19 protein-coding genes and 1 other RNA gene are annotated in these 19,916 nt (G+C 61.0%); 16 read left to right on the forward strand and 4 right to left on the reverse strand.

Annotated elements, in window-relative coordinates; genetic code table 11:
- Positions 1-56: 56 nt before the first annotated feature.
- Both HKK53_RS26055 and HKK53_RS26060 read left to right on the forward strand, forming a co-directional pair.
- Positions 57-674, forward strand: a complete 618-nt coding sequence (locus HKK53_RS26055) for a glutathione S-transferase N-terminal domain-containing protein (RefSeq protein WP_008155978.1) — start codon at positions 57-59, stop codon at positions 672-674.
- Positions 675-690: 16 nt separating this feature from the next.
- The gene (locus tag HKK53_RS26060; protein ID WP_123410151.1) at positions 691-1,104 is read left to right on the forward strand and encodes a ClpXP protease specificity-enhancing factor; all 414 of its coding nucleotides are present in this window, start codon (positions 691-693) and stop codon (positions 1,102-1,104) included.
- A 51-nt stretch (positions 1,105-1,155) separates the two neighbouring features.
- Here HKK53_RS26060 and HKK53_RS26065 read toward each other — a convergent pair whose 3' ends face one another.
- From HKK53_RS26065 to HKK53_RS26080, 4 genes are all read right to left on the reverse strand, one after another.
- Entirely contained in the window at positions 1,156-1,734 is a 579-nt protein-coding gene (locus HKK53_RS26065) for a BON domain-containing protein (protein ID WP_169373140.1), read from the reverse strand.
- Positions 1,731-2,324 (reverse strand): phosphoheptose isomerase, encoded by a 594-nt coding sequence (locus HKK53_RS26070; RefSeq protein WP_007904374.1) that lies wholly within the window; start codon positions 2,322-2,324, stop codon positions 1,731-1,733. The genes HKK53_RS26065 and HKK53_RS26070 overlap by 4 nt, the downstream gene beginning before the upstream one ends.
- Before the next feature lie 104 nt (positions 2,325-2,428).
- On the reverse strand, positions 2,429-2,791 hold the full coding sequence (locus HKK53_RS26075; protein WP_007904371.1) for a YraN family protein: 363 nt from the start codon (positions 2,789-2,791) through the stop codon (positions 2,429-2,431).
- Positions 2,791-4,623 (reverse strand): penicillin-binding protein activator, encoded by a 1,833-nt coding sequence (locus HKK53_RS26080; protein ID WP_169373141.1) that lies wholly within the window; start codon positions 4,621-4,623, stop codon positions 2,791-2,793. Before HKK53_RS26080 ends, HKK53_RS26075 begins: the two co-directional genes overlap by 1 nt.
- Before the next feature lie 176 nt (positions 4,624-4,799).
- Between HKK53_RS26080 and rsmI the strand changes: the two genes are divergently transcribed.
- The 14 genes from rsmI to HKK53_RS26150 all read left to right on the forward strand — a co-directional run bounded on the left by rsmI (position 4,800) and on the right by HKK53_RS26150 (position 19,912).
- Entirely contained in the window at positions 4,800-5,705 is a 906-nt protein-coding gene (gene rsmI / locus HKK53_RS26085; protein ID WP_169373142.1) for a 16S rRNA (cytidine(1402)-2'-O)-methyltransferase, read from the forward strand.
- 76 nt (positions 5,706-5,781) lie between these two features.
- An RNA gene (gene rnpB / locus HKK53_RS26090) (RNase P RNA component class A) lies at positions 5,782-6,135 on the forward strand.
- Positions 6,136-6,546: 411 nt separating this feature from the next.
- Complete coding sequence (gene mraZ / locus HKK53_RS26095; RefSeq protein ID WP_008025967.1) at positions 6,547-7,002, forward strand: division/cell wall cluster transcriptional repressor MraZ; 456 nt, start codon at positions 6,547-6,549, stop codon at positions 7,000-7,002.
- A complete protein-coding gene (gene rsmH, locus HKK53_RS26100) occupies positions 6,999-7,946 on the forward strand; it encodes a 16S rRNA (cytosine(1402)-N(4))-methyltransferase RsmH (RefSeq protein WP_169373143.1) in 948 nt (315 codons plus the stop codon). The genes mraZ and rsmH overlap by 4 nt, the downstream gene beginning before the upstream one ends.
- Positions 7,943-8,236 (forward strand): cell division protein FtsL, encoded by a 294-nt coding sequence (ftsL, locus tag HKK53_RS26105; protein ID WP_133840304.1) that lies wholly within the window; start codon positions 7,943-7,945, stop codon positions 8,234-8,236. Before rsmH ends, ftsL begins: the two co-directional genes overlap by 4 nt.
- Positions 8,233-9,975, forward strand: coding sequence for a peptidoglycan D,D-transpeptidase FtsI family protein (locus HKK53_RS26110; protein WP_169373144.1), 1,743 nt, complete (start codon positions 8,233-8,235; stop codon positions 9,973-9,975). The genes ftsL and HKK53_RS26110 overlap by 4 nt, the downstream gene beginning before the upstream one ends.
- On the forward strand, positions 9,975-11,438 hold the full coding sequence (locus tag HKK53_RS26115) for a UDP-N-acetylmuramoyl-L-alanyl-D-glutamate--2,6-diaminopimelate ligase (protein WP_169373145.1): 1,464 nt from the start codon (positions 9,975-9,977) through the stop codon (positions 11,436-11,438). The genes HKK53_RS26110 and HKK53_RS26115 overlap by 1 nt, the downstream gene beginning before the upstream one ends.
- Positions 11,431-12,798, forward strand: a complete 1,368-nt coding sequence (locus HKK53_RS26120; RefSeq protein ID WP_169373146.1) for a UDP-N-acetylmuramoyl-tripeptide--D-alanyl-D-alanine ligase — start codon at positions 11,431-11,433, stop codon at positions 12,796-12,798. The genes HKK53_RS26115 and HKK53_RS26120 overlap by 8 nt, the downstream gene beginning before the upstream one ends.
- Positions 12,798-13,880 (forward strand): phospho-N-acetylmuramoyl-pentapeptide-transferase, encoded by a 1,083-nt coding sequence (gene mraY / locus HKK53_RS26125; protein ID WP_169373147.1) that lies wholly within the window; start codon positions 12,798-12,800, stop codon positions 13,878-13,880. The genes HKK53_RS26120 and mraY overlap by 1 nt, the downstream gene beginning before the upstream one ends.
- A 5-nt stretch (positions 13,881-13,885) precedes the next feature.
- Complete coding sequence (gene murD, locus HKK53_RS26130; RefSeq protein WP_169373148.1) at positions 13,886-15,232, forward strand: UDP-N-acetylmuramoyl-L-alanine--D-glutamate ligase; 1,347 nt, start codon at positions 13,886-13,888, stop codon at positions 15,230-15,232.
- Positions 15,229-16,446, forward strand: a complete 1,218-nt coding sequence (gene ftsW / locus HKK53_RS26135) for a putative lipid II flippase FtsW (protein ID WP_169373149.1) — start codon at positions 15,229-15,231, stop codon at positions 16,444-16,446. The genes murD and ftsW overlap by 4 nt, the downstream gene beginning before the upstream one ends.
- Positions 16,436-17,506: an undecaprenyldiphospho-muramoylpentapeptide beta-N-acetylglucosaminyltransferase gene (murG, locus tag HKK53_RS26140; protein WP_169373150.1), complete on the forward strand. Its 1,071-nt coding sequence runs from the start codon at positions 16,436-16,438 to the stop codon at positions 17,504-17,506. Before ftsW ends, murG begins: the two co-directional genes overlap by 11 nt.
- Entirely contained in the window at positions 17,499-18,959 is a 1,461-nt protein-coding gene (gene murC / locus HKK53_RS26145) for a UDP-N-acetylmuramate--L-alanine ligase (RefSeq protein WP_169373151.1), read from the forward strand. The genes murG and murC overlap by 8 nt, the downstream gene beginning before the upstream one ends.
- Entirely contained in the window at positions 18,956-19,912 is a 957-nt protein-coding gene (locus HKK53_RS26150) for a D-alanine--D-alanine ligase (protein ID WP_169373152.1), read from the forward strand. The genes murC and HKK53_RS26150 overlap by 4 nt, the downstream gene beginning before the upstream one ends.
- Positions 19,913-19,916 lie beyond the last annotated feature (4 nt).

Genomic DNA, 19,916 nt, shown 5'->3' on the forward strand with positions numbered 1-19,916 from the left:
TCTGGGCGCGCGCGTTTTTCCGCTTCCGATAATTTCAACAAGCGAGGAGGACCGCCATGGGCGTGACCAATCGGTTGGCCTGTTACTCCGACCCCGCCGACCACTATTCCCACCGAGTACGCATCGTACTTGCAGAGAAGGGTGTCAGCGCCGAGATCATTTATGTGGAAGCTGGTCGCCAGCCGCCTAAACTGATCGAAGTGAACCCTTACGGCAGCTTGCCCACCCTGGTCGATCGTGACCTGGCGTTGTGGGAGTCGACCGTGGTGATGGAATATCTGGATGAGCGTTACCCGCACCCGCCTTTACTGCCGGTTTATCCTGTGGCGCGTGCAAACAGCCGTCTGCTGATTCATCGTATTCAGCGTGACTGGTGTGGCCTGGTGGATCTGATCCTTGATTCCCGGTCCAAGGAAGCAGCCCGCGTCGTGGCTCGTAAAGAGCTGCGCGAAAGCCTGACTGGCGTGTCGCCGTTGTTCGCCGACAAGCCGTTTTTCCTCAGCGAGGAACAAAGTCTGGTGGATTGCTGCCTATTGCCAATACTCTGGCGATTGCCGATTTTGGGTATTGAACTGCCGCGGCCTGCCAAGCCGCTGCTTGATTACATGGAGCGCTCTTTCGCGCGTGAGGCTTTCCAGGCGAGTCTGTCTGGTGTCGAACGCGATATGCGCTAAGGCTTAAGGAGCCGCTATGAACTCCAGTCGACCTTATCTGGTCCGCGCGCTCTACGAGTGGATTGTTGATAACGATTGCACCCCGCACATGCTGGTCAATTCCGAATATCCGTCGGTGCAGGTGCCTCAAGGTTTCGCCAGTGACGGACAGATTGTCCTGAACGTATCACCGGCTGCCGTGCGTCACTTGCACATGGACAACGAAGCGGTCAGCTTCGAAGGGCGCTTCGGTGGCGTGCCACACACCCTGTTCGTGCCTATCGCGTCGATCCTGGGCATTTACGCCCGGGAGAACGGCCAAGGCATGGTGTTCGATCTGGAATCGCCTCTGGAAGACGATGAAGAGATCGAGCCGGATGATGATGTCCCGCCACCCGACAACGAACCGCCGCGTCCCAGCGGTCGACCGAGTTTGAAGGTGGTGAAGTAATAAAAAAGGCGATCCGAAAGGATCGCCTTTTTTATGCCTGCATTTTCTGTATCAGTCGATGTACTCAAACAACTTCACAATCTTCTGCACGCCAGAAACGCTCTGCACCAGGTTGGTGGCTTGAGCGGCTTCCTGCTTGGTGAGCAGACCCAGCAAATAGACGATGCCATTCTCGGTGACGACCTTGATACGCGAGCCCGGGATGTTCGGGTCGGTGAGCATCTGGGTCTTGATCTTGGAGGTCAGCCAGGTGTCGTTCTGGCGGGCCAGGAAGCCGGACGGCGGCAGGACTTGCAGCTCGTTATGCACCTTCTTCACGCGCTGGACGGCGGAAGCAGCCTGTTCGGCCTTGGCCTTGAGGTCGGCAGTGGGCGTTTGCCCGGCCAGCAGTACCACGCCGTTGAAGCTGGTGACGACGATGTGCGAGTCGTTATCCAGCGCCGGATCGGCCTTGGCGACGTTTACGCCGACCTTGGTGTCGATCAGGGAGTCGTCGATTTTGCTGCCGAAGGTGCGCGTGCCGCGGTCGTCTTCGATGGGTTTCTCACGGCTGGCGTTAACCACCGAGGTGCAGCCGCCGATGCCGAGGCACAGGGTCAAGGCCAGAAGGCCTAGGCGATTAGGGGTCATTCTTCACTCCCGAACAGTTGGCTGTCGATCAAGTCGCAAAGGCAGTGGATCGCCAGCAGGTGGACTTCCTGAATACGTGCGGTGACATTGGCCGGTACGCGGATCTCGACGTCTTCAGGCAAAAGCAGCGACGCCATGCCGCCGCCATCGCGACCGGTCAATGCTACGACAATCATTTCGCGATCATGTGCGGCCTGGATCGCTTGAATAATGTTCGCCGAGTTGCCGCTGGTGGAAATCGCCAGCAATACATCCCCCGGTTGGCCAAGGGCACGGATCTGTTTAGAGAAGATTTCGTTGTAGCTGTAATCGTTGGCGATCGAGGTGATCGTCGAGCTGTCGGTGGTCAGCGCGATGGCTGGCAGGCTCGGGCGTTCGCGTTCGAAGCGGTTGAGCAGCTCCGACGAGAAGTGCTGGGCGTCACCGGCAGAGCCGCCGTTGCCGCAGGAAAGCATTTTGCCCTCGTTGAGCAGGGCGTTGACCATCACCTGGCTGGCTTGCTCGATGTGCGGTGCAAGTACGTCCATCGCCTGTTGCTTGGTGTCGATACTGGCCTGAAAAAGCTGGCGAATTCGGGATTGCATGTCCATCTGTGTGACCTTAATTAGCGCGGCTACTCGGCACATGAATGTGCAGCCCGCAAAGCAAAGAGCAAAAATATCGGGTGAAGGTGTCCGGTTCGGGGTGCAAGCGATCAGCTGTCGAAGGCATTCTGCAACCAGTTCAACTGATCAAGGTTGCTGTCGATGGCAACCACGTCGAAGCGGCAAGGGGAATTGGCCCAACGCGACTCGCGCTGAAGAAAATACTGCGCGGCGAAAATCAGTTTCTGCCGTTTGCGCCCATCGATGCTATCGAGCGCGCCACCCCATTGAGTGTTTTTTCTGTAGCGGACTTCAACGAATACTACTGTATCGCCATCAAGCATGACCAGATCAAGCTCGCCGCGTTTGCACAACCAGTTCTGCGCCAGCAGGCGCAGACCCTGTTGTTGAAGATGCTCGAGCGCATGGCGCTCGGCATCTTTGCCGCTTTGCTGGCGTGACCGGTCGGGCATCAGCGCGGGGTGTCCGGCAGGCGTTGAACCTGGCCGCTGACGAACTGTGCCCACGGCATCTGGCGAACCACGCGTTGGTTCTGGGTCATGCCCAGGCTGCCCGATTGCCCTTCGATGCGGCTGTCCGGCAAGGTCTTGAGTTGCCCCAGGCGCGGTGCCAGGCGATAAGCGTCAACACCCATCGCGAACAAGCGGCCGAGGCTGGTCCCGGCCTGTGGCCATTGTGCAGTGACCTGTTTGCGCAGTGGGTCATTGGCGTCCAGCAACCACGGGGTTTCGCAGAAGCGAACACCGTTCATGTCGTTGTACTCGTTTACGTCACCACTGGCACTGAACACATTGGAGGTCGCGTAGACAGGCACGTCACCGGCGTACTGGAAGTTCAGGGTCGGTTTGATCTGTTGCGCCTGTTTCGGGGAGGCCGCAAGGAAGATGAACTCGATGTCCTGGCGGCGGGAAGGTTGTGCGGCGACTTGCGAGCCAACGGTGCTCTGCAAGGTCTTGGCGCGGCCTTCGCTCTGGCGCAGTTGGAACATGTCGGCAATCTGTTGCGCCAGTTGCACCGGCTGGTCGATGTGCTCGACGGCGACGATGCTACCGCCATTCGCCTGCCAGTCCTGACTGAACGCCTTCAATACGCGGTCGCCCCATTCGCCTTTCGGTACCATGGCGGCGGCGCGATGCAGGCCGTCGGCACGAGCGCGGCGGGACACTTCGCGGGCTTCGTCTTCAGCGGCAAGGCCGAACTGGAACAGTTGGGCCGGGCCTTGTTGGCCTTCGCTGTAGTTCAGCGCCAGGGTGGTGATCGGCAATTGCGGGCGAGTGCTGAGCTGTTTGACCAGCGGCTTCTCCAGCGGGCCGATAACCAGTTGCACGCCGTCGGCCTGGGCCTTGCGATAGAACTCGTCCATCGACATCCGTGGCGGCGTCGTGGTCATTGGCGAGCTGTCATAAAATACGATGGCTGGTGGCTTCTGCCCGGCTTGTTGCGCCTGATAGTGAGCAGCCACGATACCTTCACGCAGTGCCTTGCTGGCCGCCGCCAGCGGGCCGTCTGTCTGGGGCAGCAGGACGGCGATTTTGCTCAGGGGCTGGCTGGCCAGTTCCTTGAGTTGGGTCAGTGGCAGCGGCAGTTGCAGCGCAGCCGGATGCTTTGGATTCTGTACGCGCCAGTTGTCGATCGCTGCTTGCTGCTGTTCCAGGGTGCCGGCGGTTTTCACTGCCAGGGCCAGGCTCATCCAGCCGCCAAGGTCGTCGGTGGTGGTTGGCTGCAATTGATCGGTCGGCAACGAGGCGATCAGAGTCCAGATCGCGTCGTGGTTCTTGCTGGCGGCTTCGCCTTCGAGCATTGGCGCAATAAAGATGCGCTCCCGTGCGGCAGCGAGGGTTTGGCCGTCGGCTTCAAGGGCGCGGGCGTGAACGGTGCCGGTGCGTACTTGTTGCTCGACGGGCAATTCGCCCAGGCGTTGCAGGCTCGGATGGCTCAAGGCCGTCAGCGCCGCTTTCGGCTGATTACGCACCATGGCCAGTTCAGCTGCCAGGGTACTGGCGAAGACCTGTTGGCCAGGCTTGAGTTGTTCCACCGGCACTTGTTGCAGGATTTGCGCGGACTGGCCGGCATTGCCCTGGCGATAAGCCAGGTCTGCCGCGCTCAGGCGAAACAGCGCGGCTTGTTCCGGCGTTTTGCTCTGGGCAGCCTTTTCGAGCAGTTGCTCGATACTGGCGTCCGGGGTCCGTGGAAGTTCGCCAAGGCTGGAGGAGGGCGAGCTGGCGCAAGCCGCCAGCAAGGCAGCGAGGCAGAGGGCAGTGAACAGCCGCAGGCAAGCGATCATGTAGTGTTCCTGATACTCGATCAAATTAGCGTGGAATTGTACCCAAGCGCTGGCCGGGGCGCGATGTTACTGGCATCAAACTGTCGATTTAGCTCGTGTAAATGTTGCAGTACCGCACAAAGGGCCGCAAAACCAAGGGTGGCTCGCGGGTATCGCAAGTGTCACTACGCGCTACAATGGCGACTTTTACCGATCATGAGGTGTGCGCTTTGACTGCTCCAGGTGCTTTGAATTCCGCTGCTGGCTCGCTTTATGTGGTGGCGACGCCCATCGGCAACCTGGACGACATCAGTGCCCGCGCGCTGAAAATCCTGCGTGAGGTAGCGTTGATCGCCGCCGAAGACACCCGTCACTCCCAGCGTTTGATGCAGCACTTCGGTATCCCCACGCCGCTGGCGGCCTGCCATGAACACAACGAACGCGATGAAGGTAGCCGCTTTATCACGCGTCTGCTGGCCGGCGACGATGTGGCGTTGATCTCCGATGCGGGGACGCCGCTGATTTCCGATCCGGGTTATCACTTGGTGCGTCAGGCGCGTGCGGCCGGGATCAATGTGGTGCCGGTGCCGGGCGCCTGTGCCTTGATCGCAGCGTTGTCGGCGGCGGGCCTGCCGTCGGATCGCTTTATCTTCGAAGGCTTCCTGCCGGCCAAGGCCGTGGGTCGTCGGGCTCGGCTTGAGCTGGTCAAGGAAGAGCCGCGCACGCTGATTTTCTACGAAGCGCCGCACCGCATCCTTGAATGCCTGCAAGACATGGAGCTGGTGTTCGGCGGCGAGCGTCCGGCGTTGCTGGCCCGTGAAATCACTAAAACTTTCGAAACCCTCAAGGGTCTGCCGCTGGCCGAGCTGCGCGAGTTCGTCGAGTCCGACAGCAACCAGCAGCGTGGTGAATGCGTGGTGTTGGTTGCCGGTTGGTCGGCGCCGGAGACTGAAGACGCGGTCAGCAGCGAAGCCATGCGCATCCTCAATCTGTTGCTCGAAGAAATGCCGCTCAAAAGGGCTGCAGCCCTGGCGGCACAAATTACCGGCGAGCGTAAGAATGTTCTCTATCAAGTCGCGCTGGATAAACAGAAGGGCGAATGAAAACCCGACGCGCAGGAGCGGCCAGAGGCGTTTAGCGCTTGTTCTTCGGCCGCTCTGCCGTTAACCTTCGCGGCGGAGAGTCGATTGGACAGTCGCTGCCCTCTATGAAAATTAGGGGGGGGAGGAAAGTCCGGGCTCCATAGGGCGAAGTGCCAGGTAATGCCTGGGAGGCGTGAGCCTACGGAAAGTGCCACAGAAAATAACCGCCTAAGCGCTTCGGCGCCGGTAAGGGTGAAAAGGTGCGGTAAGAGCGCACCGCACGTCTGGCAACAGTTCGTGGCTAGGTAAACCCCACTTGGAGCAAGACCAAATAGGGTCCCAAGGCGTGGCCCGCGCTGGGACCGGGTAGGTTGCTAAAGATGTCCAGTGATGGCCATCGTAGACGAATGACTGTTCACGACAGAACCCGGCTTACAGATCGACTCTCCACCTTTTTCTTTCCCTGCTTGAATCATCAGGCAGGTGCTGGTGGCAGGCTTTTGTGATATTCATTAGCCTGCACTGACAGCACTTTACAAATCTCCCCGCGACAACGATTTCCCTCCTTACTTAAACACCAGCAGACCCTCCGTCGTAATACCGAAAAAATCTTACTCTTAACAAACTACTTTAACTTTCGAACGCAGCCATCCGTGCTGATTCAAGTTATTGAGCAAAAACAAACGCCAGATTCTCGTTACCCTTCCTTTTGTCCTCCTAAATCTCCGTTCTGTAAGGGTTTTCCTTTAATCCGCGCCTTGACGGTGTGGTGGGCGCATTCCTATAGTGTGCGCAAGTGGCGGAAAGTGGCATGAAGTGGGTTTTTTGAGCTCAAAACGATAAAAATTGGAGAAACGCAGACGTGTTTCGCGGAGCTAACGCTATCAGTCTCGATGCAAAGGGCCGTCTCGCTATGCCGAGCCGGTACCGTGACGAGCTGGTTTCGCGCAGTTCCGGTCAATTGATCGTGACAATCGATGCCGTTGATCCGTGTTTGTGTGTTTATCCCCTCGATGAGTGGGAAATTATTGAAACCAAACTGCGCGCACTGCCTTCGCTTCGCGAAGAGAACCGCCGCCTGCAACGTTTGCTGATTGGTAATGCCGTCGACCTCGAACTCGATGGCAGTGGTCGTTTTCTGGTTCCACCGCGTCTGCGCGAATATGCCCGGTTGGATAAGCGCGCAATGCTGGTGGGCCAACTGAACAAGTTCCAATTATGGGACGAGGATGCCTGGGATGCGGTTTCTGCCGCTGACCTGGCTGCTATTCAACAACCGGGCGCCATGCCTGATGAACTGCGTGATTTGATCCTGTGACTATTGATAGCGGCTTTAACCACATCACCGTACTGCTCGACGAAGCCGTGGAGGCTCTCGCCGTACGTCCTGATGGCTGCTATCTGGACGGTACGTTCGGACGCGGCGGACACAGCCGGTTGATCCTCAGCCAGCTCGGTCCCGATGGTCGGGTGCTCGGATTCGATAAAGATCCTCAAGCGATTGCCACCGGGCAAACGCTAGCGGCCGAAGACGGCCGCTTTGTCGTTGTGCAGCGCAGCTTTGCCGAGCTGGGTTCGGAAGTGGCCGAGCGCGGCCTGGCCGGCAAGGTCAGCGGTGTTTTGCTCGACCTCGGCGTGTCCTCGCCGCAGCTCGACGATCCCGAGCGCGGCTTCAGTTTCCTCAACGATGGCCCGCTGGACATGCGTATGGACCCGTCCCGCGGGATCAGCGCGGCCGAATTCGTCAACACCGCACCGGTGGAAGAAATCGCCCGGGTGTTCAAGGAATATGGCGAAGAACGTTTCTCCGGCCGCATGGCCCGTGCCGTGGCCGAGCGCCGCGACATCAAGCCGTTCGAGCGCACCGCTGACCTGGCCGAAGTCCTGAAAGTTGCCAACCCGGCATGGGAAAAGGGCAAGAACCCGGCCACCCGTGCGTTCCAGGGCCTGCGTATTCACGTCAACAACGAACTGGGCGATCTGGAGGCCGGCCTCGAAGCTGCGCTGGAAAGTCTGGAGATCGGCGGTCGCCTGGTGGTCATCAGCTTCCATTCCCTGGAAGACCGCATCGTCAAACTGTTCATGCGCAAACTGGTGAAAGGCGAAGCCGACAACCTGCCGCGCAACCTGCCGGTCCGTCACGTCGCTTTCGAACCGAAAATCAAAGTCCATGGCAAAGCGCAGTCCGCCTCCGAGGCCGAACTCAAAGCCAACCCACGCTCCCGTAGCGCCATCATGCGCGTCGCGGAGAAGCTGCGGTGAGCAAGCTTTTCGCCAAGCCACTTCCCGGCGGAAGCTTTTTCATGATGCTGCTGTTCATCGGCGTGCTCGTGTCGGCCATCGGCGTGTCCTACAGCGCCCACTGGAACCGTCAGCTGTTGAACTCGCTGTACAACGAGTTGAGCGTGCGCGACAAGGCGCAGGCCGAGTGGGGCCGGTTGATTCTCGAACAGAGCACCTGGACCGCCCACAGCCGTATCGAAGTGCTGGCCACCGAACAACTGAAAATGCGCATCCCTGGTGCCGCTGAAGTACGGATGGTGGCGCCATGATGAACATCGAAGGTGCACTCTTCCCTTGGCGGTTCCGCGTGGTGCTGGGTTTGCTCGGCATCATGGTCGCAGCGATCTGCTGGCGCATCATCGACCTGCAAGTGGTCGATCGTGACTTCCTTAAAGGTCAGGGCGATGCGCGTAGCGTCCGGCACATTCCTATCCCGGCTCACCGTGGTCTGATCACCGACCGTAACGGCGAGCCTTTGGCCGTGAGTACCCCGGTCACCACGCTGTGGGCCAACGCCAAGGAAATGCAGCTGGCCAAAGAGAAGTGGCCAGCACTGGCCGCCGCGCTGGGCCAGGACCCGAAAGCCCTGAGCGAGCGCCTCGAAGCCCAGGCCAACAAAGAATTCATCTATCTGGTGCGCGGCTTGACCCCCGAGCAGGGCCAGTCGGTGCTCGACCTGAAAGTGCCCGGCGTCTATGGCATCGAAGAGTTCCGCCGTTTCTATCCTGCCGGCGAAGTCACCGCGCACATGGTCGGCTTTACCGACATCGACGATCACGGGCGCGAAGGCGTCGAGCTGGCCTACGACGAATGGCTGGCCGGGGTCGCCGGCAAGCGACAGGTCATCAAGGATCGGCGCGGCAGACTGATCAAGGATGTCCAGGTCACCAAAAACGCCAAGGCCGGCAAGCCCTTGGCGTTGTCCATTGACCTGCGCCTGCAATACCTGGCCAACCGCGAACTGCGCAACGCGATCATCGAGAACGGCGCCAAGGCCGGCAGCCTGGTGATCATGGACGTGAAGAGCGGCGAAATCCTCGCCATGGTCAACCAGCCGACCTACAACCCGAACAACCGTCGCAACCTGCAACCGGCGATGATGCGTAACCGCGCCATGATCGACGTGTTCGAACCCGGTTCGACCATGAAGGCGATCTCCATGAGTGCCGCCCTGGAAACCGGGCGCTGGAAGCCGAGCGACACCGTAGAGGTCTATCCGGGTACCTTGCAGATTGGTAAGTACACCATCAAGGACGTATCGAAGTCCGAAGGCCCGGTGCTCGACCTGACCGGCATCCTGATCAACTCCAGCAACGTCGGCATGAGTAAGGTCGCGTTCGATATCGGTGGCGAAGCCATTTTCCGCCTGGCGCAGAAAGTCGGCCTCGGCCAGGACACCGGCCTCGCCTTCCCGGGCGAGCGCGTCGGCAACCTGCCGAACTACCGCGAATGGCGCAAGGCTGAAACCGCCACGCTGTCGTACGGCTACGGTATTTCGGTGACGGCGATCCAGTTGGTCCACGCCTTCTCGGCACTGGCTAACAACGGTCGCATTGCGCCGCTGACCCTGATCAAGACAGACAAGCCGCCGCAGACCACCCAGGTGATCCCGGAAAACGTAGCCAAAACCATGCAAGGCATGCTGACCCAGGTGATCGAGGCCCCGCGCGGTGTATTCCGTGCGCAGGTGCCGGCGTATCACGTGGCCGGCAAGTCGGGTACTGCGCGTAAGACCTCGGTGGGCACCAAAGGCTATGCCGAGAATTCCTATCGCTCGCTGTTCGCCGGTTTCGGCCCAATGAGCGATCCGCGTTTCGCCATCGTCGTAGTCATCGATGAACCGACCAAGGCCGGTTACTTCGGTGGCCTGGTATCGGCGCCGGTGTTCAGCAAAGTGATGTCCGGGACCTTGCGCCTGATGAACATCACCCCGGACAACCTGCCGCCGACCCAACAGGCCAACGCAGCACCGGTCGTTCCGCTGAAAGCCAATGGAGGGCGCGGCTGATGTCTCTGAGTCTGAATAAAATTTTTGCCCACGCCGGTCGTGATCTGTTGATCCGCGAACTGACCCTCGACAGCCGCAATGTGCGGGCAGGGGACTTGTTCCTTGCGGTCCCTGGCGGCAAGTTCGACGGGCGCGCGCACATTGCCGATGCCTTGCAGCGCGGTGCGGCTGCCGTGGCTTATGAAGTCGAAGGCGCCACCGTGCTGCCGATTACCGATGCGCCGCTGATTCCGGTCAAAGGCCTGGCGGCGCAGTTGTCGGACATTGCCGGGCGCTTCTATGGCGACCCGAGCCGCCACCTGAACCTGGTCGGCGTGACCGGCACCAACGGCAAGACCAGCGTGACCCAATTGGTTGCGCAGGCCCTGGATTTGCTCGGGCAGCACTGCGGCATCGTCGGCACCCTGGGCACCGGTTTCTACGGCGCGCTGGAAAGCGGCCTGCACACCACGCCGAACCCGATTGCCGTACAAGCGACCCTCGCCGACCTGAAGAAGGCCGGGGCTAAAGCCGTGGCGATGGAAGTGTCTTCCCACGGTCTGGATCAGGGCCGCGTGACTGCATTGGCGTTCGATGTGGCGGTGATGACCAACCTGTCCCGCGATCATCTGGATTACCACGGCACCATGCAGGCCTACGGCGAAGCCAAGGCCAAGCTGTTCGCCTGGAATGATCTGAAGTGCCGGGTGATCAACCTCGACGACGAATTCGGCCGCGAACTGGCTGCTGACAAACGTGAGTCGCGCCTGATCACCTACAGCCTCGAAAACGCCAGCGCCTACCTCTATTGCCGCGAAGCGCAGTTCGACGACGAAGGCGTGCGCGCCACGTTGGTCACGCCCCAAGGCGAGCACCATTTGCGCAGCACTTTGCTCGGCCGTTTCAACCTGAGCAACGTCCTGGCTGCGGTCGGTGCCTTGCTTGGCCTGGACTACGCGCTGGACGAAATCCTCAAGGTCCTGCCGAAACTCGAAGGCCCCGCCGGTCGCATGCAGCGCCTGGGCGGCGGTACTCAGCCGCTGGTGGTGGTCGATTACGCCCATACCCCGGATGCGCTGGAAAAAGTCTTGCTGGCCCTGCGCCCACACGCCAAAGGCCGGTTGCTGTGCCTGTTCGGTTGCGGCGGTGATCGCGATCGCGGCAAGCGTCCGCTGATGGCCGAAGTGGTCGAGCGTCTGGCCGATGGCGTGCTGGTCACCGACGACAACCCGCGCACCGAAGACCCGTCCGTCATTTTCGACGACATCCGCGCCGGTTTCACGGCTGCGGATAACGTCACCTTCGTCGCTGGCCGTGGTCAGGCGATTGCGCAATTGATCGCCAGTGCTTCGGCGGATGACGTGATTGTCCTGGCCGGCAAAGGTCACGAGGACTATCAGGAAATCAACGGCGAGCGCCATGCGTTCTCCGATCTGGTCGAGGCCGATCATGCCTTGACCGCGTGGGAGGTGGCTCATGCTTAAAGCCTTGAAGCTGAGCGAGCTGACCAGCGTACTGAATGCTCGCCTGGTGGCTGCCGACGCCAGTTTCGACGGTGTCAGCATCGACAGCCGTGCGATCAAGCCAGGCCAGCTGTTTATTGCGCTGACCGGTCCACGCTTCGATGGTCATGACTATCTCAATGACGTGGCCGCCAAAGGCGCCGTCGCGGCATTGGTCGAGCGCGAAGTCGCCGACAGCACGCTGCCGCAGCTCATTGTGAAAGACGCCCGCCAGGCCCTTGGCCAACTGGGCGCGCTGAACCGTGCTGCTTATAGCCATCCGGTCGCGGCCGTTACCGGTTCCAGCGGCAAGACCACGGTCAAGGAAATGCTCGCGAGCATCCTGCGCACCCGCGGTCCGGTGCATGCGACCCGTGGCAACTTGAACAACGACCTCGGCGTACCGTTGACCCTGCTCGAACTGGCGCCGGAACACACCGCCGCCGTGATCGAACTCGGTGCTTCGCGCCTGGGTGAAATTGCCTACACCGTGGGCATGACCAAGCCTCACGTGGCCATTCTTAATAACGCCGGGACCGCCCACGTCGGCGAGTTCGGCGGGCCGGACAAAATCGTTGAAGCCAAGGGCGAGATTATCGAAGGGCTGGACGCCGATGGCGTCGCCGTGCTCAATCTCGACGACAAGGCGTTCGGTATCTGGAAGGCCCGCGCTGCCGGTCGCAAAGTGCTGACGTTCGCCCTGAACAACCCAAGCGCCGATTTCTATGCCAGCGACCTGGACCGTGATGCGCGCGGTTGCCCATCGTTCAACCTGCACAGTCCCGAAGGTGTGGAGCGGGTGCAACTGAACCTGCTCGGCACCCATAACGTTGCCAATGCGATGGCCGCTGCGGCTGCTGCCCATGCCTTGGGCGTGTCGCCGTTCGGCATCGCCACCGGTCTCGGCGCGATGCAACCGGTCAAGGGCCGCACCGTCGCGCAACTGGCGACCAACGGCATGCGCGTTATTGATGACACTTACAACGCGAACCCCACCTCCATGTGCGCTGCCGTTGATATACTCGCCGGCTTTTCCGGCCGCACCGTCCTGGTGCTCGGGGATATCGGCGAGTTGGGCGACTGGGCGGAGCAGGGGCACCGCGACGTGGGCGAGTACGCCCGTGGCAAGGTTTCTGCGCTTTATGCAGTCGGGCCAATGATGGCCCACGCCGTGAACGCATTCGGCCCGCAGGCCCGTCACTTCAGTACTCAGGCTGAGCTGATCGAGGCCCTGGGTGCCGAGCAAGATACAAACACCACTATTTTGATCAAGGGCTCGCGCAGCGCGGCGATGGAAAACATCGTTGCCGCTTTGTGCGGGTCCAGTCTGGAGAAACATTAATGCTGCTGCTGTTAGCGGAGTACTTGCAACAGTTCCACAAAGGCTTCGCGGTCTTTCAGTACCTGACCCTGCGCGGGATTCTCGGTGTGCTGACTGCGCTGGTTTTGTCGCTGTGCTATGGCCCGTGGATGATCCGCACGTTGCAGAACCGCCAGATCGGCCAGTCCGTTCGCAATGATGGTCCGCAATCGCACCTGTCCAAGTCGGGCACTCCGACCATGGGTGGCGCTTTGATCCTGTCGTCCATCGGCGTCAGTACCCTGCTGTGGGCTGACCTGAGCAACCGTTATGTCTGGACCGTGCTGCTGGTGACCTTGTTGTTCGGCGCCATCGGCTGGGTCGACGATTACCGCAAAGTCATCGAGAAGAACTCCCGTGGCTTGCCGAGTCGCTGGAAATACTTCTGGCAGTCGGTGTTCGGCCTCGGCGCAGCGCTCTTCCTTTATATGACCGCGACCACCCCGGTGGAAACCACCCTGATCCTGCCGATGCTCAAGGATTACAGCATTCCGCTGGGCGCAGGCTTCGTGGTCCTGACCTATTTCGTGATTGTCGGTTCGAGCAACGCGGTCAACCTGACTGATGGCCTCGATGGCCTGGCGATCATGCCGACGGTGATGGTCGGCGGCGGCCTGGGAATCTTCTGCTACCTGTCGGGTAACGTGAAATTCGCTGAGTACCTGCTGATCCCATACGTACCGGGTGCCGGTGAGCTGATCGTGTTCTGCGGCGCGTTGATCGGTGCAGGCCTGGGGTTCCTCTGGTTCAACACCTATCCGGCGCAAGTCTTCATGGGCGACGTCGGCGCGTTGGCGCTGGGCGCCGCCCTGGGCACCATCGCGGTGATCGTCCGTCAGGAAATCGTCCTGTTCATCATGGGCGGCGTGTTCGTGATGGAAACCCTGTCGGTGGTGATCCAGGTGGCCTCCTTCAAGTTGACCGGGCGCCGCGTGTTCCGCATGGCACCGATACACCACCACTTTGAACTCAAGGGCTGGCCTGAGCCGCGCGTGATCGTCCGTTTCTGGATCATCACCGTGATTCTCGTACTGGTCGGCCTTGCCACCCTGAAGCTGAGGTAGAACGAGTGTCTCTGATCGCTTCTGACCACTTCCGCATCGTTGTCGGCCTCGGCAAGAGCGGCATGTCCCTGGTTCGCTTCCTGGCGAACCGGGGCACGTCGTTTGCCGTGGCCGATACGCGGGAAAATCCACCGGAACTAGCCACGCTCAAGCGTGACTATCCGCACGTGGAAGTGCGTTGTGGCGAGCTGGACGTCGAGTTCCTGTGCCGTGCCGACGAGCTCTACGTGAGCCCCGGCCTGGCACTGGCGACCCCAGCCCTGCAGGCTGCCGCCGCCCGTGGCGTGAAGTTGTCCGGCGACATCGAGTTGTTCGCGCGTAACGCGAAGGCGCCGATTGTCGCCATCAGCGGTTCCAACGCGAAAAGCACCGTCACCACCCTGGTCGGCGAGATGGCGGTTGCGGCGGGCAAGCGTGTTGCCGTCGGCGGCAACCTCGGTACGCCGGCGCTGGATCTGCTCAGCGATGACGTCGAGTTGTATGTGATGGAACTGTCGAGCTTCCAGCTCGAGACCACCGATCAACTCAACGCCGAAGTGGCGACCGTGCTCAACGTCAGCGAAGACCACATGGACCGTTACAGCGGCCTGCCGGCCTATCACCTGGCCAAGCACCGGATCTTCCGTGGGGCCAAACAGTTTGTGGTCAACCGTCAGGATGCCCTGAGCCGTCCGCTGATGGGCGAGGGCCAGCCGTGCTGGACCTTCGGTTTGAGCAAACCTGATTTCAAGGCGTTCGGTATCCGCGAAGAAGACGGCGAAAAGTACCTGGCCTTCGAATTCCAGAACCTGATGCCGGTGCGCGAGTTGAAGATTCGTGGCGCCCATAATCAGTCCAACGCCCTGGCGGCATTGGCACTGGGGCACGCCGTCGGCTTGCCGTTCGATGCGATGTTGTCGAGCCTGCGAACCTTCGCCGGACTTGAACACCGTTGCCAGTGGGTCCGCGACCTCAATGGTGTGAGCTACTACAACGATTCCAAAGCCACCAACGTCGGCGCCGCACTGGCAGCCATCGAAGGCCTGGGCGCGGACATCGACGGCAAGGTCGTGCTGATTGCCGGTGGCGATGGCAAGGGTGCCGAGTTCAAGGATTTGCGTGATCCGGTAGCGGTTAACTGCCGAGCCGTCATTTTGATGGGCCGTGATTCCGACAAGATTGGCGAGGCCATCGGCGACGCCGTGCCGCTGATCCGCGTCGGTTCGCTGGTCGAAGCGGTGGAGCAGAGCCGCGCCGCCGCGCACCCTGGCGATGTGGTGCTGTTGTCGCCGGCCTGCGCCAGTTTCGACATGTTCAAGAATTACGAAGACCGTGGTCACCAGTTCGTCCGCGCTGTGGAGGATCTGGCATGAGCCTGCGAAATATCATCAAGCCGTATCCATCGCCAATCATCACCGGGCGCGGTATCGACCTCGACTTTCCGATGCTCGTCGGTTGCCTGGCATTGATCGGCCTGGGGCTGGTCATGATCGCCTCGGCATCGACGGAAGTGGCCGCCGTGCAGTCGGGCAGTGCCCTGTACTACATGACTCGCCACTTGATCTACATCGTGTTGGGTCTGGTTGCCTGCATCGTCACCATGATGATTCCGATTGCCACCTGGCAACGACTGGGCTGGCTGATGCTGATTGGTGCGTTCGGCTTGCTGGTGATGGTGATCGTCCCCGGCATCGGCCGCGAAGTGAACGGTTCGATGCGCTGGATCGGTTTCAGCTTCTTTAACGTGCAGCCGTCCGAGATCGCCAAGGTGTTCGTGGTGATTTACCTCGCCGGTTACCTGGTGCGTCGGCAGAAAGAAGTGCGCGAGAGCTGGATGGGCTTCTTCAAGCCATTCATCGTGCTGCTGCCAATGGCCGGTCTGTTGCTGATGGAGCCGGACTTCGGTGCCACCGTGGTCATGATGGGCGCGGCGGCGGCGATGCTGTTCCTCGGCGGGGTCGGACTGTTCCGGTTCTCATTGATGGTGGTCCTCGCGGTCGGGGCCGTGGTGTTGTTGATTCAGGTGCAGCCGTATCGAATGGCGCGACTGACCAACTTCGCCGACCCGTGGGCCGACCAGTTCGGTGCCGGCTATCAGTTGTCGCAAGCCTTGATCGCGTTTGGTCGCGGTGAATGGCTGGGCGTCGGCCTGGGCAACAGCGTGCAGAAACAGTTCTACCTGCCGGAGGCGCACACCGACTTCGTGTTCTCAGTCCTGGCCGAAGAACTGGGCGCCGTGGGTTCCTTGTGCACCGTCGCGCTGTTTGTCTTTGTCTGTATTCGTGGCATGTACATCGGTTTGTGGGCTGAAAAAGCCAAGCAGTTTTTCGCAGCCTACGTGGCTTACGGTTTGTCGTTCCTGTGGATCGGTCAGTTCCTGATCAACATCGGGGTGAACGTCGGCCTGTTGCCGACCAAGGGCCTGACCCTGCCGTTCCTCAGTTATGGCGGTAGCTCGTTGGTGATCTGCTGTGCCTGTCTCGGCTTGTTGCTGCGCATCGAGTGGGAGAGTCGAACCCACTTGGGCAGTGAAGAGATGGAGTTCCATGAAAGTGACTTCGCCGAGGAGCCACCCCATGGGCGCTAACGTACTGATCATGGCCGGCGGCACCGGCGGGCACGTGTTCCCGGCGCTGGCCTGCGCGCGCGAGTTCCAGGCCCGCGGTTACACCGTGCATTGGCTTGGCACGCCGCGCGGCATCGAAAACGACCTGGTCCCGGCGGCCGGTCTGGAACTGCATCGCATCAATGCCAGTGGTTTGCGGGGCAAGGGCAAGCTGTCGCTGCTCAAGGCACCGTTCATGTTGCTCAAGTCGATCTGGCAGGCGCGGGCGATCATTCGTCGGTTGCGGCCGGTGTGTGTGGTCGGTTTTGGTGGTTATGTGACCGGCCCGGGCGGCGTTGCGGCCAAGTTGGCTGGCGTGCCGGTCATCGTTCACGAGCAGAACGCCGTCGCGGGTACCGCCAATCGGTTGCTCATGCCGTTGGCCGCCCGAGTCTGTGAAGCGTTCCCCGACACCTTTACCCTGTCGGACAGCCGTCGGACCACCGGTAACCCGGTGCGCACCGAGCTGTTCCTCGAAACACCGCGACCAGCCCTGGCCGGTCGCAAGGCGCGTTTGCTGATCCTGGGCGGAAGCCTTGGCGCAGAACCGTTGAACAAGTTGCTGCCTGAAGCCCTGTCGCAAGTCGCCGCCGACCTGCGCCCGGAAGTGTTTCATCAGGCCGGCAAAAACCACGATGAAGTGACTGCAGAGCGCTACCGCGCGGCTGGCGTCGAGGCGCAAGTGCAGCCGTTCATCAAAGACATGGCCCAAGCCTATGGCTGGGCCGACCTGGTGGTGTGCCGCGCAGGCGCGTTGACCATCAGTGAACTGGCCGCCGCCGGTCTGCCCTCGATGCTGGTGCCTTTGCCCCACGCGATCGACGATCACCAGACCCGCAACGCCGAATATTTGGCCCGTGAAGGCGCTGCCTTCCTGATGCCGCAAAGAACGACTGGCGCCGCAGATCTTGCCGCACGCCTGACAGAGGTCCTGATGCAACCGCAACGACTCAATGACATGGCCAACGCGGCCCGCCGCCTGGCGAAACCCGATGCAACCCGTAACGTTGTCGACACCTGCCTGGAGGTGGCCCATGGTTGAGAATCAGAAAGCCATGCCGCACCCGGAAATGCGCCGCATCCGTCGCATCCACTTCGTCGGTATCGGCGGCGTGGGCATGTGCGGTATCGCTGAAGTGTTGTTGAACCTGGGCTATGAAGTGTCCGGTTCCGACCTGAAAGCATCGCCGGTGACCGAGCGCCTGGAATCTTTCGGTGCGCACATCTATATCGGCCACCGCGCCGAGAACGCCGCGAACGCCGATGTACTGGTCACCTCCAGTGCCGTGAACACTTCCAACCCGGAAGTCGCCACTGCCCTGGAACGCCGGATCCCGGTGGTGCCGCGTGCCGAAATGCTCGCCGAGCTGATGCGCTATCGCCACGGCATCGCCGTCGCCGGTACCCATGGCAAAACCACGACTACCAGCCTGATCGCTTCGGTGTTCGCCGCTGGTGGCCTGGACCCGACGTTCGTCATCGGTGGCCGCCTGAATGCCGCGGGCACCAATGCCCAGCTCGGCACCAGCCGTTACCTGATCGCCGAAGCCGACGAAAGCGATGCGAGCTTCCTGCACTTGCAGCCGTTGGTGGCCGTGGTCACCAACATCGACGCCGACCACATGGCGACCTACGACGGTGACTTCAACAAACTGAAGAAAACCTTCGTCGAGTTCCTGCACAACCTGCCGTTCTACGGTTTGGCAGTGGTGTGCCTGGACGATCCAGTGGTGCGCGAAATCCTGCCGCTGGTCAAACGCCCGACCGTCACCTACGGCTTCGGCGACGATTGCGACGTGCGCGCGATCAATGTGCGCCAGCAAGGCATGCAGACCTTCTTCACCGTGCTGCGTCCTGAGCGCGAGCCGCTGGATGTCTCGGTGAACATGCCGGGCAACCACAACGTATTGAACGCCTTGGCGACCATCTGCATCGCTTCCGACGAGGGCGTCAGCGATGAAGCCATCGTCCAGGGCCTGTCCGGGTTCCAGGGTGTCGGCCGACGCTTCCAGGTCTACGGCGAACTGCCGGTAGACGGCGGCAGCGTGATGCTGGTGGACGACTACGGTCACCACCCGACCGAAGTCGCGGCGGTGATCAAAGCCGTACGCGGTGGCTGGCCGGAGCGTCGCCTGGTGATGGTTTACCAGCCGCACCGCTACAGCCGCACGCGGGACCTGTACGACGATTTCGTCAATGTATTGGCCGACGCCAACGTCCTGCTGCTGATGGAAGTCTACCCGGCCGGTGAAGAACCGATCCCGGGCGCCGACAGCCGCAAGCTGTGCAACAGCATCCGCCAGCGCGGTCAGTTGGACCCGATCTACATCGAGCGCGGTGTCGACCTCGCGCCAATCGTCAAGCCGCTGCTGCGTGCCGGCGACATCCTGCTGTGCCAGGGCGCCGGTGATATCGGTGGTCTTGCGCCGAAATTATTGATTAGTCCGTTGTTCGCCGGTGCGGTTGCCGCGCCTGCCGTGGGGAAGTTGAAATGACTGCTGCTTACGCCAACCTCGTCTCCACTCTCGCGCCGAAAGACTTCGGCCGCGTCGCCGTGCTATTCGGCGGCAAGAGTGCCGAGCGTGAGGTGTCCCTGAAGTCGGGTAACGCGGTTCTCGAAGCGCTGCAAAGCGCCGGTGTGGACGCGTTCGGCCTCGACGTCGGCGATGACCTGCTGCAGCGTCTGCTCAACGAAAAAATCGATCGCGCCTTCATCATTCTCCACGGTCGTGGCGGTGAAGACGGCAGCATGCAGGGCCTGCTCGAATGCCTGGGCATTCCCTACACCGGCAGCGGCATCCTCGCCTCGGCCCTGGCCATGGACAAGCTGCGTACCAAGCAGGTCTGGCACAGCCTCGGGATTCCGACGCCACGCCACGCCGTACTGAGCTCCGAGGCCGATTGTATTTCGGCGGCGACGGAACTGGGCTTCCCTTTGATCGTCAAACCGGCCCATGAAGGTTCAAGTATCGGTATGGCCAAAGTGAGTTCCGCGTCGGAGTTGATCGACGCCTGGAAAGCGGCCGCTACCTACGATTCGCAAGTGTTGGTCGAGCAATGGATTCAAGGTCCGGAGTTCACCATCGCCACCCTGCGTGACCAGGTGTTGCCACCGATTGCCCTGGGCACGACGCACAGCTTCTACGACTACGACGCCAAGTACGTGGCTTCCGATACCCAGTACCGGATCCCGTGCGGTCTCGACAGCCACAAAGAACAAGAACTGATGGACCTGACGGCGAAAGCCTGTGAGGCGCTGGGTATCGCCGGTTGGGGCAGGGCAGACGTGATGCAGGACGCCGACGGGCAGTTCTGGTTCCTGGAAGTCAACACCGCACCGGGCATGACCGATCACAGCCTGGTGCCGATGGCGGCCCGTGCTGCCGGTCTGGATTTCCAGCAACTGGTCCTGGCGATTTTGACCGCCAGCATTGAGCCGCGAGGGTAAGAGC

This window comes from Pseudomonas sp. ADAK7 (assembly GCF_012935675.1).
Lineage (GTDB): Bacteria > Pseudomonadota > Gammaproteobacteria > Pseudomonadales > Pseudomonadaceae > Aquipseudomonas.